Below are 18,876 nucleotides of genomic sequence, written 5' to 3' on the forward strand. Positions count from 1 at the left end.
AAGCTATACTATTAGAAAAAAATCGGTTTTGTATTTGTTATTAGAAAATAATCGCGCGATCGCCTGCTATACAAAAGCTCTAGAATTTAGAAATGGCAAAAGTTTACGGAGAGTGACAGAACAGGGTTATAACAAAGGAGACTGGTACTCTTTAGCAAAGTAACGTTGAGAGATCGCACTACACCCTGATCCAAAAAGTGATTCCCAATTCAAAATCAAAATAGTCGAAAATGGCAAGCCTCCCGCATCTGGTTCAATACCAAGGCAGTAAAAGAAACCTTGCGTCAGATATTCTCAAATTTCTCCCTAATGCTGTGGATAGAATGGTAGAGCCATTTGCGGGAACTGCTGCAATTAGTATTGCCGCCTCTTATCAAAGAATTTCTCAAAAATTTTGGCTCAATGATTTAAATCAACCCCTAGTTAAATTATTAGAATTAATCGTAGAGAATCCTGAAAAAATCGCAAATGCTTATACAAGTATATGGAATGAGCAACATAGCAATTCCTTAGAACATTACTATCAAGCTAGAGATAAGTTTAATAGAACTAATGATCCTCAAATCTTTCTCTATTTGTTGGCTCGATGCGTTAAGGGGGCTGTTCGATATAACTCTGAAGGTCTTTTCAATCAAAGCCCTGATAAAAGGCGAAAGGGAACTCAACCTGAAAAAATGAGAAAAAATATAGAAGGTATTTCTAAGCTGCTGAGAAATAAGTGTAAATTCACCTGCTTAGATTATAGAGAAGTGTTGTCTACAGTTAGACAAAGTGATTTTGTTTATCTAGATCCCCCTTATCAAGGTGTGTGTGGTAATAGAGATACAAGATATTTTTCTGGAATAAATTTTGATGATTTCGTTCTAGGTCTTGAGGCGTTAAATCAAAAAGAAGTAGCGTTTGTAGTTAGTTATGATGGCAAACGAGGAAATAAAACTTTCGGTAAATCCTTACCAGCAGAATTAGGGTTGAAAAAAATAGAAATTGAAGTTGGGCGATCATCCCAAGCAACGCTTTTGGGTAAAGACGAAGTAACGATAGAGTTTCTGTACTTATCACCATTTTTACTTCGCGATCGCAATTTAGAGATAGAGAGTTATATTAGCAGGTCGCACAAACCGCTTATTGTGTTGGAGAAGCATGGACAGTTCTCAGCTGCTACCTGATGATTTCATCCAACTTTGTCAGTCCGTAACTGCCAAAAGACCGAAAGCTGTTATTGATCACATTTTGCAACATGGTTTCGTAACCACAGAAGAACTCAAGAACACATACGGCTATAATCATCCTCCAAGAGCGGCAAGAGATGTTCGAGAACATGGAATTCCTTTAGAAACTTTCCGCGTTACAGGAAGCGATGGTAGAAGGATCGCTGCTTATAGATTTGGCGATATTAGTAAGGCTAGATTTTCTAGATTCTCTGGTAGAACTGGTCTATCAAAACAATTGAAGGATGAATTAATTAAGAGATATGGCTGTAAATGCTTCATTTATTTAGAAGAAGTAGATGAGCGTGAATTGCAGATTGATCACCGTGTTCCTTTTGAAGTTGATGGGGAACCGGAGCTTTTACCTGAATATTTTATGCTGCTTTGTGGCTCTGCCAACCGAGCAAAATCTTGGTCATGTGAGCATTGTCAAAACTGGAATCATCTCAAGGATAAGTCTATCTGTTTATCATGTTACTGGGCTTATCCCGAAAACTATACACATATTGCCATGCGACAAGTAAGGAGAATAGATCTAATGTGGCAGGGAGAAGATATTGGGATATATGAAAGATTGAAACAGCAAGCTGTTGAACTGAATAAAGATATTCCTGAATTCATCAAGGAAATCATAGAGAGAGAAATTGATCGGAATGACGATGGCTAACATCACAATAGAGAACTGGGCGATAATTTATGGTATCTCTTCTACCAAGATTCCGATGCTATTACCGAGTTGCTGGAAAAAGCGATCGCGCGATTGAAAATCTTACCGACTACTGAGCAAGATGCGATCGCAGTAAAAACCTATGTAATTGAAAATAAAAACTCGATCTGAAAAAATCGCTTTCTCCTATTGTCCCAATGGCTGATCGGGTACTATAAAAGAAATCTTTCAACTGACGTTATGACATCTACATCAAACGAGAGATCGAAAATTATTCGTACAGAACGGGGACTGACGATCGCCGGAACGCGAATCACTATCTACGATGTGATGGATTATGTAACTGCTCAATATCCAGCCAGGTATACTCGCAATATGCTCAATCTAACTGATGAGCAAATCAATGCGGCTTTGTCTTACATTGAGGCAAATCGCGCTCAAGTGGAAGCTGAGTATAAAAAAGTTTTACAAGAAGCCGAGGAGATTCGGCAATATTGGGAAGAACGCAATCGTGAGCGATTAGCACAAATCAGAGCGCTTCCTCCAAAACCTGGACAAGAAGCAGTTCGAGCAAAGCTCCAAGCGTGGAAAGACAGGCTTGGAATGAGTGAATGAATTTTTTGATCGATCATAATCTTGAAGGATACGCTGTTCAGCTGCTTGGAACTTTGGCAAGTCAAGGTTGGTTTGAGATGTTCTCAATCCGTTTTCTGATGTTTCATGAAGCAGAGTTAGCAGATGATAGCAGTGACCGAATTGTATGGAGATTTGCACAGGAAAACCAAATGATTTTATTGACCGCCAATCGTCGAATGAAGGGGGTTGATAATTTGGAGCAGACCATTCGTGAGGAAAACACGACAAGTTCATTACCTGTAGTGACGATTGCTAGTTTAGATCGGTTTAACGACCGTGAATATCGAGAAAGATGTGCTGTCCGTCTAATTGATATCCTACTTGATATTGAGAATTACAAAGGTGTTGGTCGAATTTTTATTCCATAGTTATAGATAAAAATGCGTTGAAGATTGCGAAGCTATGACTGAGTTGCTCTCAAAAGCGATCGCTGCAATAATTCTGTTAGTAAAAACTGCTTGAGCAAGCAATGGCTAAAACTCTCTTATAAAGCTCGTGTTATGCTGTGAAAAGGTTTAAGCGCAAGGTTATGACTGCTTTAGTACAAGAACTTCTCAATACCTTTGACCGCTTGACAGACTCCGAGCAACTAGAGTTGGTATTAGAGATTCTGAGGCGGACTGTTGATTTAGACTTCCCTCCCTTATCTGATGAGGATTTAATCCCAAATGCTGAGAAAGAGTAATTTGTTGATAGAAATGCCTACTCCTGAGCAACTAAAGAGATAACAGTAAAGTTAAGCGATCGCATCGCCCTGTAATTGAATTGCATCGGCTCGTTATATTAATGCATCGACCTGCAATTGAATTGCATTAACTGGTTCAGTAACATTGAGCGAGCGCATGATATTTGAGCAAATAAACTACCCTAGATATGTATTCAGCATCAAATTAGATTGCTCTGTTGTGGGAGAGGAACGCTGTGTAACTGCTGCAAGCTGGGCAACCATCTCAGCACGAGAGGAAACCTCAAGCTTACGAAACATTCGCTTGAGAGCTTGCTTGACAGAATTCTCTTGAATCCAAAGTTTATGACCAATTTCTGCGTTGGTATACCCTAAAGCAACCAATTCAGCAATTTGCAATTCACGGGAGGTTAAGCGATCGCTCTTTAACGGTTGATATCGCGATCGCACCGTTGCATTCCAAATAGATAGATGCAGGCAGAGCGCACTTAAATCTGCTAAGTTGTGTACATCAAATGCAGTCATTGTCTGTTCGCGGGTGAAGCCGACTACACCTACTAATTGCCCATTACTCACAATCGGCCCTGCCATCACATGCCAATGATCGGGTCGAGGACAAATCATTCTCCAGACATTAGGTGATGCCACCAAGGCTTCGTGGACGGGGGCATGACGCTCCACTAAGTAACGTACAACAGGATTATGTTCGATTGATAATCCCACTTGCAATATTTTCTGAAGCTTGCTGTCTGCAAAACGAAGTTGATCGAAGAAGAAAACGCCCCATTTTTTAGCCACAAAATACTCACCGAGTTTCGGCACGACACGCGATCGCAGATCTTGTTCATTCTGCGCTTGGTTGATAGCTCCAAAAAGCAACTGCAAGGAATTTCTCATGGGCACTGTGTCGGAAACTGTACACGATCGAGGACTGGGCGAAGCTAATACTCCTCTTTTAATCTTAGCTTTAGTGCAAATGACAGGAGAAACGCCCATGTCTCAGTATGCTCATCCTGAAGTTCTCGTCAATACACAATGGCTGATGGATCATCTCAACGATCCCAGAGTTCGCGTGGTCGAGGTTGACATGAGTCCAGAACCATATAAGAACGCTCACATTCCTGGTGCAATCTTTTGGAATATCTTCACGGATCTGCTGATGCCCGATCTCCGTATAAATTTAGATCCAAAGGCCATAGAAAAGCTGCTTTCGCGCTCAGGTATTTCTCATGAAACAACCGTCGTTGCCTATGGCAGTTATCCTGGAACAGGAGCTTGGATTTTCTGGCTTTTGAAAACCTTTGGACATGAACAGGTATACGTTCTTAATGGTGGGCATCAAAAATGGCTAGCAGAAGGTCGTCCATTGGTAGCGGAGTTGTCGAACTTCACCCCCACTAATTACCGTGCGCAAGCTCCTGATGGGAACTTGCGGGTTTTGCAGGCAGAGGTTCTAGCATCTCTAAGCCAGGGCGATCGCGTTTTGTTGGATGTCCGTACCGCTCAAGAGTACCGTGGCGAAATATTCATGATGCAGCCGCCACAAGGAACAGAACGCGGGGGACATATTCCAGGTGCTGTGCATATTGAGCATACCCTTACTCTCAACGCAGATGGAACGTTTAAGTCAGCCAAAGAATTACATCATCTCTACAGTAGCCAAGGCATCACGGCTGACAAGGAAGTGTTTCCTTACTGTGCAATTGGTGGGCGATCGGCATATACTTGGTTTGTGTTGAAATATTTATTGGGCTATCCCAAAGTGAGAAATTATGATGGCTCGTGGAATGAATGGAGCCGTCTTCCTGATGCACCGATTGAGCAATATCAGAACGCAGGGGAATGGATGCAAGAGCCTGGTGTAGTTGCATAGTTGAAGCTAATGCGCGTCTAAATAGGACATTTTCTTGTGAAGATGTTCTACCCTGCGGGTTCGCCGTTAAGCGTTCGTACTGCAAAGCCGAACCCAAAGGGTAGAGTAGACGCACTAGCGGCTTATGATACTAGCCCAGTTCAGCTGCTTGTAAGCGGAGCTATGCCGTACCCCGAAGGGGAAGCAAGCTACGCGCAGCGTCTCCGCTAGGAGAAGGCTTTACGCTCGCAATGACTGTAATTAATTTTGCGTGTTTACTTATCTGGTCGTCGCGCCCCGCAATTTTCCAAGGTTTGTTAGGCTAGATGTCGCTCTGGGAATTCTAATCTCAGTACAAGAATTCTCGTCAAAATTTATGAGTGCAAAAGTTGATGGAACTGTAAGGCTGGCTGGCTACCAAATTATGGAGCAACTTTATTCAGGTTCTCGCACCCAAGTATATCGGGCAGTTCGAGAACGCGATCGCCTAGCAGTTGTCATCAAGCTTTTAAAATGGCAGTACCCGACCTTCAGCGAACTAGTACAATTCCGCAACCAATATGCGATCGCCAAAAACCTAGACATTCCTGGCATCATCAAGCCCTACAGTTTGGAACCTTATAACAACGGCTATACTTTGGTAATGGAAGACTTTGGTGGTATTTCCCTACGCCAATTTACCCAAGGACGACCGCTGACTTTAGAAAAATTTCTTCCAATTGCGATTCAACTGGCAGATACCTTACACCAGTTACATCAACAGCGAGTTATTCATAAAGACATTAAACCTGCCAATATCCTGATTCATCCATATACAAACCACACCAAACTAATTGACTTTTCCATCTCAACGCTTCTACCTAGAGAAATTCAGCAGATTCAAAGCCTGAACACCTTAGAGGGAACGTTAGCATATCTTTCCCCAGAACAAACCGGACGCATGAACCGAGGTATTGACTACCGCAGTGATTTTTATTCACTGGGAGTCAGTTTCTTTGAGCTATTGACCGGACAACTCCCCTTTCAATCTAACGATCCAGTAGAGTTAGTGCATTGTCACATTGCCAAGCAACCTCTCGCTGTTGACCATCTCAATCCAAATGTGCCATCAGTTTTGTCTGCTGTTGTCAGCAAACTCATGGCTAAGAACGCCGAAGACCGCTACCAAAGCGCTCTTGGACTCAAATACAATTTAGAGCAATGCCTGATTGAATATCAAAATTCCGGCAATATTGCCAGCTTCGACTTGGGGCAACGGGATATTACAGACCGCTTCCTCATTCCCGAAAAGCTCTATGGGCGGGAAACAGAAGTTGCAGCGTTGTTGGCAGCGTTTGAGCGTGTCAGTGAGGAGGGGCAATTTTCTGCACGTAGCGAACTTATCTTAGTTGCTGGCTTTTCCGGCATTGGCAAAACTGCTGTAGTCAATGAAGTGCATAAACCGATTATCCGGCAGCGGGGCTACTTCATCAAAGGTAAATACGACCAGTTTCAACGGAATATTCCCTTGAGTGCTTTTGTGCAGGCGTTCCGGGAATTGATGGCGCAACTTTTGAGTGAAACTGATGTCCAATTGAAGCAATGGAAAAGCAAAATTTTGGCTGCTGTCAAAGAGAACGGCCAAGTGATCGTTGAAGTGATTCCCGAACTCGAACGCATTATTGGCAAGCAGCCTGCGGTGGTGGAACTATCAGGAAGTGCAGCACAGAATCGCTTTAATCTTCTGTTCCAAAAGTTCATTCAGGTATTCACCACAAAAGAACATCCCCTAGTAATTTTCTTAGATGATTTGCAATGGGCAGATTCAGCTTCCCTGAATTTGATGAAACTTTTGATGGGCGAAGCAGAAACGAACTACCTGCTGATGATTGGTGCTTACCGCGATAACGAAGTCTTCGTTACCCATCCGTTGATGCTGACATTGGAGGAGATTCACCAAGCGGCGATTGTCAGCACAATCACATTGGCTCCCCTAAGTCAAGCAGATGTGAATCATCTGATTGCTGACACGTTGAGTTGTCCGTCAGTGCGCGCGCTACTTTTGACTGAGTTAGTCTATCAAAAAACCCAGGGAAATCCCTTTTTTACAACTCAGTTTCTCAAGGCGCTTTATGAGGATGGGCTGATTACCTTTGATTTTGATGCCGGATTTTGGCAATGTGATGCAGCACAAGTGCGATCGCTCTCCCTCACTGATGACGTAGTTGAATTCATGGCTATGCAACTACAAAAGTTGCCAATTAAGACGCAGGAAATTTTAAAATTAGCAGCCTGTATTGGCAATCAATTCGATTTGGCAACCTTGGCGATCGTTCTTGAAAAATCGCAGATGGAAACCGCTCTCGACTTGTGGAAAGCACTGCAAGAAGGATTTGTGATTCCTACCAATGAGGTCTACAAGTTTTATCACCAGGACAATCAAGAAACATCCAGCAATCAAGCGGAGGTTGTCCCATCTCTTACAGATGCTTCTCAATTATCAAGCTACCGATTTTTACACGATCGCGTTCAACAAGCTGCCTACTCCCTTATCCCGGAATCTCAAAGAAAATTGGCTCACCTCAAAATCGGCCAATTGCTGCTACAAAATACATCGCCTGAAGCTCTTGAAGCCAGAATTTTTGATATTGTCAATCAGTTAAACGAGGGAATTGACATTATTACCCAACAATCAGAAAAAGATGAAATAGCTCAACTTAATCTGATTGCTGGCAGGAAAGCCAAAGCCTCTACTGCTTATAAAGCTGCGGTTAAATACTTTGCTTCTGGGATAGAATTGTTGCTAGAAAATAGCTGGCAAACTCATTACACACTCACCTTTGGATTATATCGAGAATGTGCAGAGTGCGAATATTTGACTGGTAATTTAAATCGAGCAGAAGAACTGTTTGATTTGGCGTTGTATTATGCTCAAGATAATTTTGATATAGCAGAAATTTATGCTATTCAGATGTATCTGAAAATGACACAAGGCGAGAATATCCAAGCTGCTTGTGAAGCTGGACTTAAAGGCTTGAGCATCATGGGTATGAAACTACCACTCACTGTTGCAGAACAGCAAGCTGCCATTCACACTGAACTCGAAGATTTAAATACTAAATTGGTAACAATTCGTGCAGCAGATTTATTCGATCTACCTGAGATGACAGACCCGGTAAAAAAGGTTTGTATTAGTCTTTTAGCTGACCTTTGGGCTGCTACTTATATGGCAGGTCAGCAACACCTAGCTGTGCTGAGTCTTTTACTCATGATTCATTTATCGTTGAGATATGGCAATGCTGAAGCCTCCGGTTTTGCTTACTGTCTTTATGGAATGAATCTGGCAAATCAAGGAGATTATCAAACAGCTTATGAGTTTGGAACATTAGGCATCAAACTCGATCGCCATTTTAATAGCACTAAGTTTATTTATAAGACTAATAATATCTTTGCTCATACAATTAATCCCTATAATCAGCATTTAAAAACCAATTTACCAGTGTCTCGACAATCGTTTCAAAGCAGTGGCGAAGCTGGAGATGTGGTGTTTGGTGTTTGGGCAGTTTCATTTCTAATTTGGGCGATGTTAATCAAGGGCGATCGCCTAGCGGATGTCTATGCCGAAACTGAAAAATATTTAAGCTATGTGCAGCAGGTAAATGATGTTAATATGCTGTATGCGTTTACCTTACAGCGACAGTTCCTTCTCAGCCTGCAAGACCTTGCGAAAAATACCGACTTATTAGGCGATCGCCATGACCAGGAAATTCTATATATAGATGTTTGGCGAGAAAAGCAGAACTTTGCGCATGGAATTAACTGGTACTGCTTTCTCAAATTACAACTATCCTATTTTTATGGTCGCTATACAGATGCAGTTGCAGCAGCACAAGAAGCACAGAAAACACTGGCATCAAATGCGGGGTTTTTCCCAATTATTCAGTACCATTTCTATTATCCGCTGAGTTTGGCAGCACTCTATACTACTGTTGCATCAGAGGATAAACAACAGTATTGGAGCGTTTTAGAACAGCATCAGCAAATTGTCAAACAATGGGCGGATAATTGCCCAGAAAATTTTCTGCATCGATATCTGTTGCTATCTGCTGAAATGGCAAAAATTTCTGGCAGGTACATGGAAGCTACAGACTTGTACGATCGCGCTATTGCTGTAGCAAAAGCCAACGAATACCTCCAAGAAGAAAGCCTTGCTAACGAACTTGCTGCCAAATTTTACCTGGAATGGAGCAAACAGCGGATCGCTCAGGAGTATCTAATTCAAGCCTACTACGGCTATAGCCATTGGGGGGCTAAAGCCAAAGTCGCTGATTTGGAAACTCGCTACCCGCAACTGTTGCAACCCATCCTACAACAGCGACAACTCAACCTTAATCCTCTGGAAACTGTTGCTAATATTGGCTTCGCCCGGAGTTCATCTACTTACACTTCTAGCAGTAGCAGCACCAGTATTTCTGATGCACTCGATTTTACTTCTATCCTCAAGGCTGCTCAAGCCATCTCTAGTTCCATCGAATTCGATCAACTTATCGCCAGCCTTACTCGGATTATTTTAGAAAATTCTGGTGCCAAGAAATCTGTACTAATCTTGCCGCAAGAGGATACTTGGCAAGTACGAGTAATTACTTATGTTAGCCATGAAGCCCAAGGTGAAATCCGAACTATTCTTAATACACAATCATTAGAAACCTGTGAAGATATCCCCAGAGAACTTATCTATTACGTCAAAAATACCCAAGCAACTGTAGCCATTGATAACTTGCAAACTAATATACCTGGGTTGCTTAGGGAATATATGCAAAAGTATCAACCTAAGAGCATATTATCTACACCAATTCTCAACCAAGGACATTTAGTAGGGATTGTTTATCTCGAAAATCAACTGACTCAAGGAGTATTTACTAGTGATCGCCTACATATTCTCAACTTTCTCTGCACTCAAGCAGCGATTTCTCTAGAAAATGCTCAACTTTATAGCGATTTACAAGCAAATAAAGCTCTATTGCAAACGTTAGCTGACAATATCCCTGGCGTTATTTACAAACTCCACGTCAGTGCTGATGGCTCTAGTTGTATATCCTATATCAGTTCTGGCTGCTATCAACTTTACGGGCTAACCGCAGAAGAACTGATGTCTGGAAAGCAAAGCTTACGAAATTTAGAGCATCCTGATGATATTCCAGGAATTGAAAAAGTGATATTGGAATCAGTGCAAAATCTAACTCTTTTTCAGCATGAATGGCGGATTATTACACCAACAGGTAAAGTGAAATGGGTTCAAGCTGCATCTCAACCAGAATTGCAAGCGGATGGTTCCCTTGTATGGAATGGAATAGTTCTAGATATCAGCGTGCGCAAACAAGTTGAGCAAGCGTTGCAAGAAAAATCACAAGAATTAGAACAAGCATGGCACAATTTGCAAAACGCTCAATTACAAATTGTCCAAAGTGAAAAGATGTCAGCATTGGGCAATTTAGTTGCAGGTGTGGCGCATGAAATCAACAACCCCGTTGGTTTTATTGCGGGAAATTTGCAACCAGCTTTGGATTATGTCAAAGATACCTTTGGACTGCTTGATTTGTACCAGCAAGAATATCCCCATCCCAGCACAGCTATTCAAGAAGAGATTGAGGCGATCGACTTAGAGTATATCCGTGAGGATTTACCCAAACTAATTGACTCAATGAAACTGGGAGTACAACGCATTCGTGATGTCAGTACTAGCCTGAGAATATTTTCTCGCGCAGATAGCGATCGCCCGCAATTTTTTAACTTGCACGAAGGACTCGAAAGCACCATTGTTATTCTCAAACATCGTTTGAAAGTTAATGAAACTCGCCCAGCTATTGAAGTAGTTAAACACTATGGCAATATCCCTTTAGTAGAATGCTTTCCTGGGCAAATAAATCAGGTATTTATGAATATCCTTGCTAATGCGATCGATGCCATAGATGAATCGTATCAAGGACGAGAGTGTAAAAATAGTCAGGAAATTCTTCACTGCATCACAATTACAACTGAAACAGCAGATACCCAGATAGTAATGCGGATCGCAGACAACGGTATTGGAATGTCGCCAGAAGTTAAAGAACGCATCTTCGATCGGTTGTTTACTACCAAAATGGCTGGTAAAGGAACAGGATTAGGATTGGCGATCGCTCATCAAATTGTTGTGGAAAAACATGGCGGTTTGCTGACTGTGAATTCTACACCTGATGAGGGAACTGAATTTATTATCACCTTACCGATTCAAGCACAGACTTCTGATAAAAACTGACATGGAGATAAATGTAATGATACTGTCAGTTTGTAAAAGATTGCGTTATTTATTTCAGCTTGAGCAAAATGAAAATCACCTAAAAAAGCGATCGCAGAATTTAGCAACGCCGTTAATTTTAATTGGTACTACTTTTGCTATAGGTGTGATTGGCATTGCTAGCTACTTAGTAGTTAGGGGTTTAATTCTTCAGCAACTTCAAGAAAAAGCACTGCTTCAGGTTCGTCAAGGAACCGATGAGATCGATCAATGGCTAGCAATTTGCTCTATTGAAATTCAAACTATTGCTAATACAGATGTTGCTCGTTCTTTAAATTGGTCACTTATTGAACCATATTTAAAAGCAGAAATTAAACGCACTGGTGAATTTTCCAAGATAGCGGTATCGCTTCCCGATGGTACTTATTACAATACTGCGGTGGGAAAAACTGATGAGAATAACAAGGATCGGGATTTTATTAAAAAAGCGATCGCTGGACAAACAAATATATCTGACCCCTTTATCAGTCGTACTACTGGAATTCCTTCGGTGGCCGTTGCTTCTCCAATTCGTCAAAGTTATGACGTTACTAGCCGTCCCATTGGAGTTATAAACGGTAGTTTGAAAGTAGATCGCATTACTCAGGTAGTAAATAGACTACACTACGGTAATGGTAGTTATGCATTTGCACTTAACTCATTGGGAGAAGCAATTGTTCATCCCAATCCAGCTTTGATGTCAACGGTAGAAAAACCAGCTACTAGCTTTCTAAATTCAACCGATCCTGACTTAGCTGCGATCGCTCGTCGGATGGTGAAGCAACAGCGAGGAATTGAATTTATTTCCATTGACGGTACAAACAAATATGTTGCTCATGTTCCTCTCAAACAAGTAAATTGGTCAGTAGCTCTGGTTATACCGCGTGAAAATATCGAATCTCAGATAGGAGCGCTCAACTTACTTGCTTCTATATTAGGTGGACTGCTTGGCGTTGCGACGATTGTAGCTTGGCGACAAATCCAACTATCTCAACGAGCGAAAATGCAAGTTGTGCTGCTGAGTCAACAACAAAATACGTTGCAACAGCAAGCGCAAGAATTGGAGCAAACTTTAAAAGAATTACAACAAACTCAAACTCAGTTAATTCAAACTGAAAAGATGTCCAGCTTAGGTCAGTTAGTAGCGGGGTTAGCTCACGAAATTAACAACCCCATCAGCTTTATTTATAGTAATATAACTCCTGCCCATGAATATACTCAAGATTTACTCAGATTACTGCAACTTTACCAACATCACTATCCCAATCCAATACCAGAAATTGAAGATGAAGCAGAAGCGATTGAATTGAATTTCTTGATGGAAGATTTACCGAAGTTGCTGACTTCCATGAAAGTAGGTGCCGATAGAATTAAACAAATTGTCCTATCTCTACGAAATTTCTCGCGTTTAGATGAGGCAGATATGAAAGCAGTAAATATCCATGAGGGTATCGACAGTACACTAATGATTCTTGAAAGTCGCCTCCGAACTACATCTGATTATTCCGCAATTGAGATTATTAAAGAATATGGTGATCTGCCACTAGTAGAATGTTACGCCGGACAACTTAATCAAGTATTTCTAAATATTTTAACTAACGCAGTTGATGCCGTAGAAGATTTATTAGCCATGAGTCAGACCCTACGGGAAGCTGAAGCAGGTAGGTCTACATTATTGGCTAATAATAAAGGAGAAATTCGCATTCAAACTGAACTTACTGCTGACAAGCAAGTAATTATTCGTATTCTCGATAATGGAGTTGGTATTCCAGAAAGCGTACAAAAGCAATTATTTGATCCATTTTTTACTACTAAACCTATAGGTAAAGGTACAGGTTTAGGTCTATCTATCAGTTATCAAATTATTACTGAAAAACATCAGGGTAAATTGCATTGTAATTCTTCTTTGGGAAAAGGTACAGAATTTGTGATCGCAATTCCCCTAAGCCAGCAAAGTCAGCTTGCTGCTTAATTAGCTAATTTCAAATATAAGGCTGAAAAAGCTTGAATGTAGAGACGTTATATGTAACGTCTCTACAGCCGATCCATGTGTCGTCAGGATGTTTGGAATCGGTATAACTATTCTCTATTTGCTAAAAGTGTCCTTGATGTTATCAACAGTGCGTTCAATAACATTCTTGGTGTTATCTACTGCTTTTTCAGTCCGAGCTGCATCTTCTTCTGCTCTTTTGTGAATTGTAGCGGTATCTCTCTTGGCTTTGCGCTCAACAAAACTACCATCGTTATCTGTTGATTGCTCAACTCGCTTGGCATTATCTCTGGCAGTTTGCTCAACTTTATCTGCTGTATCGCGGATGAAATTCTTGGCGCGTCCAGCATCTTCACTAGCTTTCCCTTTAACCTGAGAACCAGCGTCTGCTGATGCGATTAAAGTTGCAGATGGAGCAGCCATTGCTGAGGTATTTGCAAAAAACGCACCCTGCCAAACGAAGGCGATCGCTGATACACAAAACAGAGCTGTAGCCATCCAGCGTCCTACAGTCGAAAACCGTTTCGTTACATAATTTAGTTTCATAGAATACAATCTTCTTGCGATTTAGTATTCTATTTTTACTTCATCAGGCTCATCAGTCATATCGATCCCAAGGCAGAGGTTCTTGCGTCATAAGTGGTTAAATCAATTCGCTCTTTCTGTAGATTAAATCAACGAACAAAATAGTTTAATATTTCTACCAATAGATAGATCAATGAATATTCCCATCTTTTTCTCTAGGCGGTTAGTAGTGCCTTAGCCTAGGGGATAGCACTTGGCAATATTTCTATTTCACCAAGCTGAAATCCGCTATAAGTTTAATTCTTAGGACTTACGCAAAAGTCACGGAATTCCGTCATTACGAGCGTTCGACGAAGTCGTTCCCAAACAGTAGCGACGTAATCGCCTGAAATTCTGGGATTGCTTCCCTACACTACGTTCCGGTCGCAATGACAAATTTTGCTTGCGTAAGTCCTGATTCTTTGTCTTCATCAACTGTTCCATTCCACATCAGCTGCAATGCCAAAATGGTCTGATGGATAAATATTGAGATTTTCAGGTGCAGGTTCAGTCAGAATCAGTTGACAGTTACGCACAGTCAAAAGATTGTTGATAAATATGTAATCAAGAGTGCCGCGCCAAGGTTTAAATGTGCGGTTAGTGTATAAGTTAATTAACCACAGTCCAAATGTGCGCCATAAGCTGTTGTTTGCCTTGAGCAAGGGTGTAGGGCAGGTATATTCTGGTTCATAGCCATGATAGGCAGCGTAGGCTGAGATAAATTGCTCCTGCATAAATCGAATTTCTGGAGTTTCTGGTGTAGCGTTAAAATCTCCCACTGCGACTACAGGTATTTGTGGCGGTAGCTTACCCAGCCAGTTGGCTAACAGCTGTATCTGCTTCATCCGCGCAGAACTAGATCCAGGTTGCCAATAATAATGTCCGTTACAAAATATTAATGCGCGATCGCCTATTTGTACCTGTACGTATTGAGCAAGCCGTCCTTGACTTTGCAAATCGAGTTGAGCCTGCTCAATGAAGGGATAGCGACTGAGAATTGCAATTCCGTACTCAATACCAATTTTATAAGCTCGCTCTTGATAAGGCACTAGATAAACATAAGGCATCTCTAGCTGTTCGGCTAGCCAAAAACCTGTATTTTCTTGAATATTAACTTCTTGTAATCCTATTAAATCTGCCTGAACTGTCTTAAGACCTTCTACTAATAGTTGCCGTCGTCTTTCCCATACATCCATTTCAAATAAAATGTTGATAGTGACGACTTTGACCACTTTGTATAGGACTCCTGTTTGATTTATAGCAATCCGATTTAATTACTGAAATTATTTATATAGAGAGGGAACAGGGAAGAAAGAATAAAACTGTACTGAGTTTTTTTCAAAAATCAACTATAAGTCCTATATTAACTTGCTCTAGACGCAGGCAATAAGCAATCATGATTTAAGATTGCCAGATGAGTCCTAGCAAGGTAGATTTTTCTAATCGATATTTGCCAGGAAACTGCCTATATCAAAATTGTGTCACAGTCACACTAATACCAGAATCAAGTTTAGGGACTTTTAAATACTCAATTGGTTCGCTGCTTCTAGGAGGAGGAGTTTGATTATTATTTAGCTCCTGACATTTCTCAAAAGCCGCCGCTGGATTCTCCAAGAAATCCAAAGGATTCATTTTTTGACATCCTTGCTCCTGCACTACTGTAATTCTGTTGTTATTTGGGATAAGATTATTAGTTGGTTGGATGATAACATTTTTCCACTTGCTATCAATTGTTGCACCTTCTGTTAGTAAATTAGCAGCCTGATTGGGTTCATCTGTTGTAGGTACTATAACAGCAGGCTGATTGGGTTTTATCCTTGTGGGAAATAAATTTTCTTGTTGAGCATAGGCACTCGTAGTTCCGGCGATCGCACTAATGATAACTAAGAAGAATAGGAGTGAGTATTTCATACTTAATTTTCTCAAAAATTAATGTAAGTGTAGGGTGGGCAATGCTCACCTAGATATATTTTAAAAATAAAATAAGAATACTATAGTTATAGCAAACATAACTGTGTGAATAGGATAAGATTTTCTCTTGAGCTACATCATTTGTGAATAATATTCCTTTTGTCACATATTGTAAAAAATCAGTACAATTACTAACTTCACATTCCGCTACAACACCACCATTTTTTTCCGTAATCGCGTAACCTGAAACAGTATTCATTAATTATTCTCATTTTTTAAAGATATACATAGTTGAATGCTGCTAACGATCGCAACTACACACTCCCCAGCAACAGAGTTAGGCCACTTACTACATAAACATCCAGACCGTTGTCAGTCCTTTTCTCTGACGTTTGGACAGGCGCATGTCTTTTACCCCCAAGCGCAGCCAGAACGCTGTACGGCGGCGTTGCTGTTGGATGTCGATCCGGTGAAGTTAGTGCGGGGAAAAGGTGCTAGGCTAGAACAGTATGTAAGCGATCGCCCTTATGTTGCTTCTTCATTTTTGAGTGTGGCGATCGCGCAAGTATTTGGGACTGCATTATCAGGTCGTTGCAAAGATAAACCAGAACTTGCACAAACTCCCATACCTTTAGTTGCAAAAATCTCTGTTTTACCTTGTCGCGGTGGTGAAAATTTTCTGCGCCAACTGTTTGAGCCTTTGGGTTACACTGTTAGTGCCCAAAGTCACACTTTAGATGAGGAATTCCCTGATTGGGGACAGAGCAAATATTTCACAGTTGAACTGCAACACACTTTACCCCTCAGCGATTTATTGAGTCATCTTTATGTTCTAATTCCCGTATTAGATGACGATAAACATTACTGGGTAAATGAGGATGAAATAGAAAAGTTACTGCGTCATGGCGAAGGTTGGTTAACTAAACATCCAGCGAGGGCACAAATTACTAGACGTTACCTCAAACGCCAGCATCGCTTAACACGTGAAGCTTTAGCCCAATTAGCAGAAGAAGACAACCCCGACCCCGACAGCGCCGAAGAAAGTCATGCTGAGGAAGAAGCGGCGGTAGAAAAACCCATTAGCTTAAATCAGCAGCGGATGAATGCTGTAATTGCTGCCTTGAAAAAAAATAATGCCAAGCGAGTAATTGATTTAGGTTGCGGTCAAGGCAATCTTGTTAAAAGTTTGCTTCAAGATAGCTTTTTTGAACAAATTACAGGCGTAGATGTTTCCCATAGGGCATTAGAAATTGCTCAAGAACGATTAGACCGCTTACGCCTCCCTCGCAATCAATGGGAACGTTTACAGCTAATTCAAGGTGCCCTTACCTATCAAGATAAACGCTTCAAAGGTTATGATGCAGCTACAGTAATTGAGGTGATTGAGCATCTAGATTTACCACGATTGGGAGCATTTGAGCGAGTTTTGTTTGAGTTTGCACGTCCAAAAACAGTAGTAGTAACAACACCAAATATTGAGTACAACGTTAAATTTGAAAACCTCCCCGCTGGCAAACTGCGACATAAGGATCATCGCTTTGAATGGACGCGGTTAGAGTTTCAAAATTGGGCGAAGCAAGTAGCAGAAAAATTTGGTTATGCTGTGGAGTTTCAATCTGTAGGGATGGAAGATTCAGAGGTGGGTTCACCTACACAAATGGCGGTGTTTAATTGTTAATAATGCAGGAGGCAGGGAGCAGAAGGGAACTTCCGACTCTCATACTCTCTGCGTCTCTGCGTCTCTGCGTGAGATTTTCATAATTTAAGAACCACAGATGAATGGAAGCAATCATATTGATAGGCATCCAAGGAGCAGGTAAATCTACTTTTTATCGGCATCACTTCTTTAATACCCACATCCGCATTAACCTTGATATGCTCAAAACCCGTCATCGAGAGCAAATTATTTTCCAAGCTTGTTTGGAGGCTAAACAGCCTTTTGTGGTAGATAACACTAATCCCACTGTTGAGGAGAGAAGACGCTACATTACCCCCGCTAAAGCTAAGGGTTTCCGAGTTGTAGGTTATTACTTACAAGCTTTATTAGAAGATTGCAAGCAACGGAACAATCAGAGACCATCTAAACAAATTGTTCCTTTAGGTGGGCTGTTAGCAACTTATAAAAAGCTAGTTGTGCCGAGTTGGGAAGAAGGATTTGATGCCATTTATACAGTTAAACCTGAATTAAATAATTCATTTATTGTTGAGGAATGGAACCGTGAAATTTGATGAACTTGATAGCAGAATGCGGGTATTTGAGACAGCACACGATCATTGTGTGTTACCGGGACTTTATATTGTTGCTAGATTAGATGGACGCGGCTTTACCCGACTAACGAAAGAAGTACATCAATTTGAGGCTCCTTTTGATACCCGCTTTCGGGATTTGATGGTGGAAACAGTCGAACATTTGATGAATTGTGGCATCGATATCATTTATGGTTATACCCAAAGTGATGAAATCTCTCTGCTTTTTGCGCATAACGAAACCACTTTTAGCCGTAAATTAAGAAAACTCAACTCAGTATTAGCAGGTGAAGCTAGCGCTAAATTTTCAGTACTATTAGGTTCTTTAGGTTGCTTTGATTGTCGAATTTCTCAGCTTCCGAATACAGAAGAAGTAGTGAATTATTTTCGTTGGCGAAATGAGGATGCTCATAGAAATGCGCTAAATGCTCATTGCTATTGGTGTTTGCGTCGAGATGGGAAAAATGCCACAGCAGCAACCAGCATGATGAAAGGGTTATCTGTTGCCGATAAAAACGAATTGTTATTCCAACATGGAATTAATTTTAATCAGCTGCCTAATTGGCATAAACGAGGTGTAGGGCTTTATTGGGAAGAATACGAAAAGCAAGGATTTAATCCAATTAAAGGTGAAATTGTTCCAGCATTACGGCGACGCATCAAACGGGATTTCGACTTGCCAATGAAAGATGAATATAGCCAATTTATTGCAGAACTAGTCAGTGCTGAATGCTGAGTATTTAGCACTGACTAGATCCCCGACTTCTTTAAGGATACTGCTGGCGAATTGAGGGTAAGACCCCTCAAGCTAAGCAGTTTTAGAA

At 41.1% G+C, this 18,876-nt stretch carries 16 protein-coding genes; 11 read left to right on the forward strand and 5 right to left on the reverse strand.

Annotated elements, in window-relative coordinates:
• Positions 1-230 precede the first annotated feature (230 nt).
• The 5 genes from BV375_RS09240 to BV375_RS36705 all read left to right on the forward strand — a co-directional run bounded on the left by BV375_RS09240 (position 231) and on the right by BV375_RS36705 (position 3,196).
• Complete coding sequence (locus BV375_RS09240) at positions 231-1,166, forward strand: DNA adenine methylase (protein WP_086759655.1); 936 nt, start codon at positions 231-233, stop codon at positions 1,164-1,166.
• A complete protein-coding gene (locus tag BV375_RS09245) occupies positions 1,141-1,875 on the forward strand; it encodes an HNH endonuclease (RefSeq protein ID WP_086759658.1) in 735 nt (244 codons plus the stop codon). Before BV375_RS09240 ends, BV375_RS09245 begins: the two co-directional genes overlap by 26 nt.
• Positions 1,876-2,115: 240 nt before the next feature.
• Positions 2,116-2,490 (forward strand): DUF433 domain-containing protein, encoded by a 375-nt coding sequence (locus BV375_RS09250; protein ID WP_086759660.1) that lies wholly within the window; start codon positions 2,116-2,118, stop codon positions 2,488-2,490.
• Positions 2,487-2,879, forward strand: coding sequence for a DUF5615 family PIN-like protein (locus BV375_RS09255; RefSeq protein WP_086759662.1), 393 nt, complete (start codon positions 2,487-2,489; stop codon positions 2,877-2,879). Before BV375_RS09250 ends, BV375_RS09255 begins: the two co-directional genes overlap by 4 nt.
• Positions 2,880-3,040: 161 nt before the next feature.
• Positions 3,041-3,196 carry a hypothetical protein gene (locus tag BV375_RS36705; RefSeq protein WP_166507413.1) on the forward strand — a complete coding sequence of 52 codons (156 nt, stop codon included), beginning with the start codon at positions 3,041-3,043 and terminating at the stop codon, positions 3,194-3,196.
• Positions 3,197-3,373: 177 nt separating this feature from the next.
• On the opposite strand, the gene BV375_RS09260 is transcribed toward BV375_RS36705, so the two are convergent.
• Positions 3,374-4,093, reverse strand: a complete 720-nt coding sequence (locus BV375_RS09260) for a LuxR C-terminal-related transcriptional regulator (protein WP_086759664.1) — start codon at positions 4,091-4,093, stop codon at positions 3,374-3,376.
• A 97-nt stretch (positions 4,094-4,190) separates the two neighbouring features.
• Between BV375_RS09260 and BV375_RS09265 the strand changes: the two genes are divergently transcribed.
• The 3 genes from BV375_RS09265 (at position 4,191) to BV375_RS09275 (ending at position 13,312) form a co-directional block, all read left to right on the forward strand.
• A complete protein-coding gene (locus BV375_RS09265) occupies positions 4,191-5,069 on the forward strand; it encodes a sulfurtransferase (protein ID WP_086759698.1) in 879 nt (292 codons plus the stop codon).
• 355 nt (positions 5,070-5,424) lie between these two features.
• Positions 5,425-11,322, forward strand: a complete 5,898-nt coding sequence (locus BV375_RS09270) for an AAA family ATPase (protein WP_086759666.1) — start codon at positions 5,425-5,427, stop codon at positions 11,320-11,322.
• 16 nt (positions 11,323-11,338) lie between these two features.
• On the forward strand, positions 11,339-13,312 hold the full coding sequence (locus BV375_RS09275; protein WP_086759700.1) for an ATP-binding protein: 1,974 nt from the start codon (positions 11,339-11,341) through the stop codon (positions 13,310-13,312).
• A 114-nt stretch (positions 13,313-13,426) separates the two neighbouring features.
• Here the strand turns inward: BV375_RS09275 and BV375_RS09280 are convergent, their stop codons facing one another.
• From BV375_RS09280 to BV375_RS09290, 4 genes are all read right to left on the reverse strand, one after another.
• Positions 13,427-13,876, reverse strand: a complete 450-nt coding sequence (locus BV375_RS09280) for a hypothetical protein (RefSeq protein WP_086759668.1) — start codon at positions 13,874-13,876, stop codon at positions 13,427-13,429.
• Positions 13,877-14,176: 300 nt separating this feature from the next.
• Positions 14,177-14,326 carry a hypothetical protein gene (locus BV375_RS36710; RefSeq protein WP_166507414.1) on the reverse strand — a complete coding sequence of 50 codons (150 nt, stop codon included), beginning with the start codon at positions 14,324-14,326 and terminating at the stop codon, positions 14,177-14,179.
• The gene (locus BV375_RS09285; RefSeq protein WP_086759670.1) at positions 14,326-15,126 is read right to left on the reverse strand and encodes an endonuclease/exonuclease/phosphatase family protein; all 801 of its coding nucleotides are present in this window, start codon (positions 15,124-15,126) and stop codon (positions 14,326-14,328) included. Before BV375_RS09285 ends, BV375_RS36710 begins: the two co-directional genes overlap by 1 nt.
• A 238-nt stretch (positions 15,127-15,364) precedes the next feature.
• Positions 15,365-15,805, reverse strand: a complete 441-nt coding sequence (locus tag BV375_RS09290; RefSeq protein ID WP_086759673.1) for a hypothetical protein — start codon at positions 15,803-15,805, stop codon at positions 15,365-15,367.
• A 295-nt stretch (positions 15,806-16,100) separates the two neighbouring features.
• Here BV375_RS09290 and BV375_RS09300 point away from each other — a divergent pair, with 295 nt between their 5' ends.
• From BV375_RS09300 to BV375_RS09310, 3 genes are all read left to right on the forward strand, one after another.
• A complete protein-coding gene (locus BV375_RS09300) occupies positions 16,101-17,483 on the forward strand; it encodes a 3' terminal RNA ribose 2'-O-methyltransferase Hen1 (protein ID WP_086759679.1) in 1,383 nt (460 codons plus the stop codon).
• A 101-nt stretch (positions 17,484-17,584) separates the two neighbouring features.
• A complete protein-coding gene (locus BV375_RS09305) occupies positions 17,585-18,034 on the forward strand; it encodes an ATP-binding protein (RefSeq protein ID WP_086759682.1) in 450 nt (149 codons plus the stop codon).
• Positions 18,024-18,788 (forward strand): tRNA(His) guanylyltransferase Thg1 family protein, encoded by a 765-nt coding sequence (locus tag BV375_RS09310; protein WP_086759684.1) that lies wholly within the window; start codon positions 18,024-18,026, stop codon positions 18,786-18,788. Before BV375_RS09305 ends, BV375_RS09310 begins: the two co-directional genes overlap by 11 nt.
• Positions 18,789-18,876 lie beyond the last annotated feature (88 nt).

This window comes from Nostoc sp. 106C (assembly GCF_002154725.1).
Classification (GTDB): Bacteria; Cyanobacteriota; Cyanobacteriia; order Cyanobacteriales; family Nostocaceae; genus Aulosira.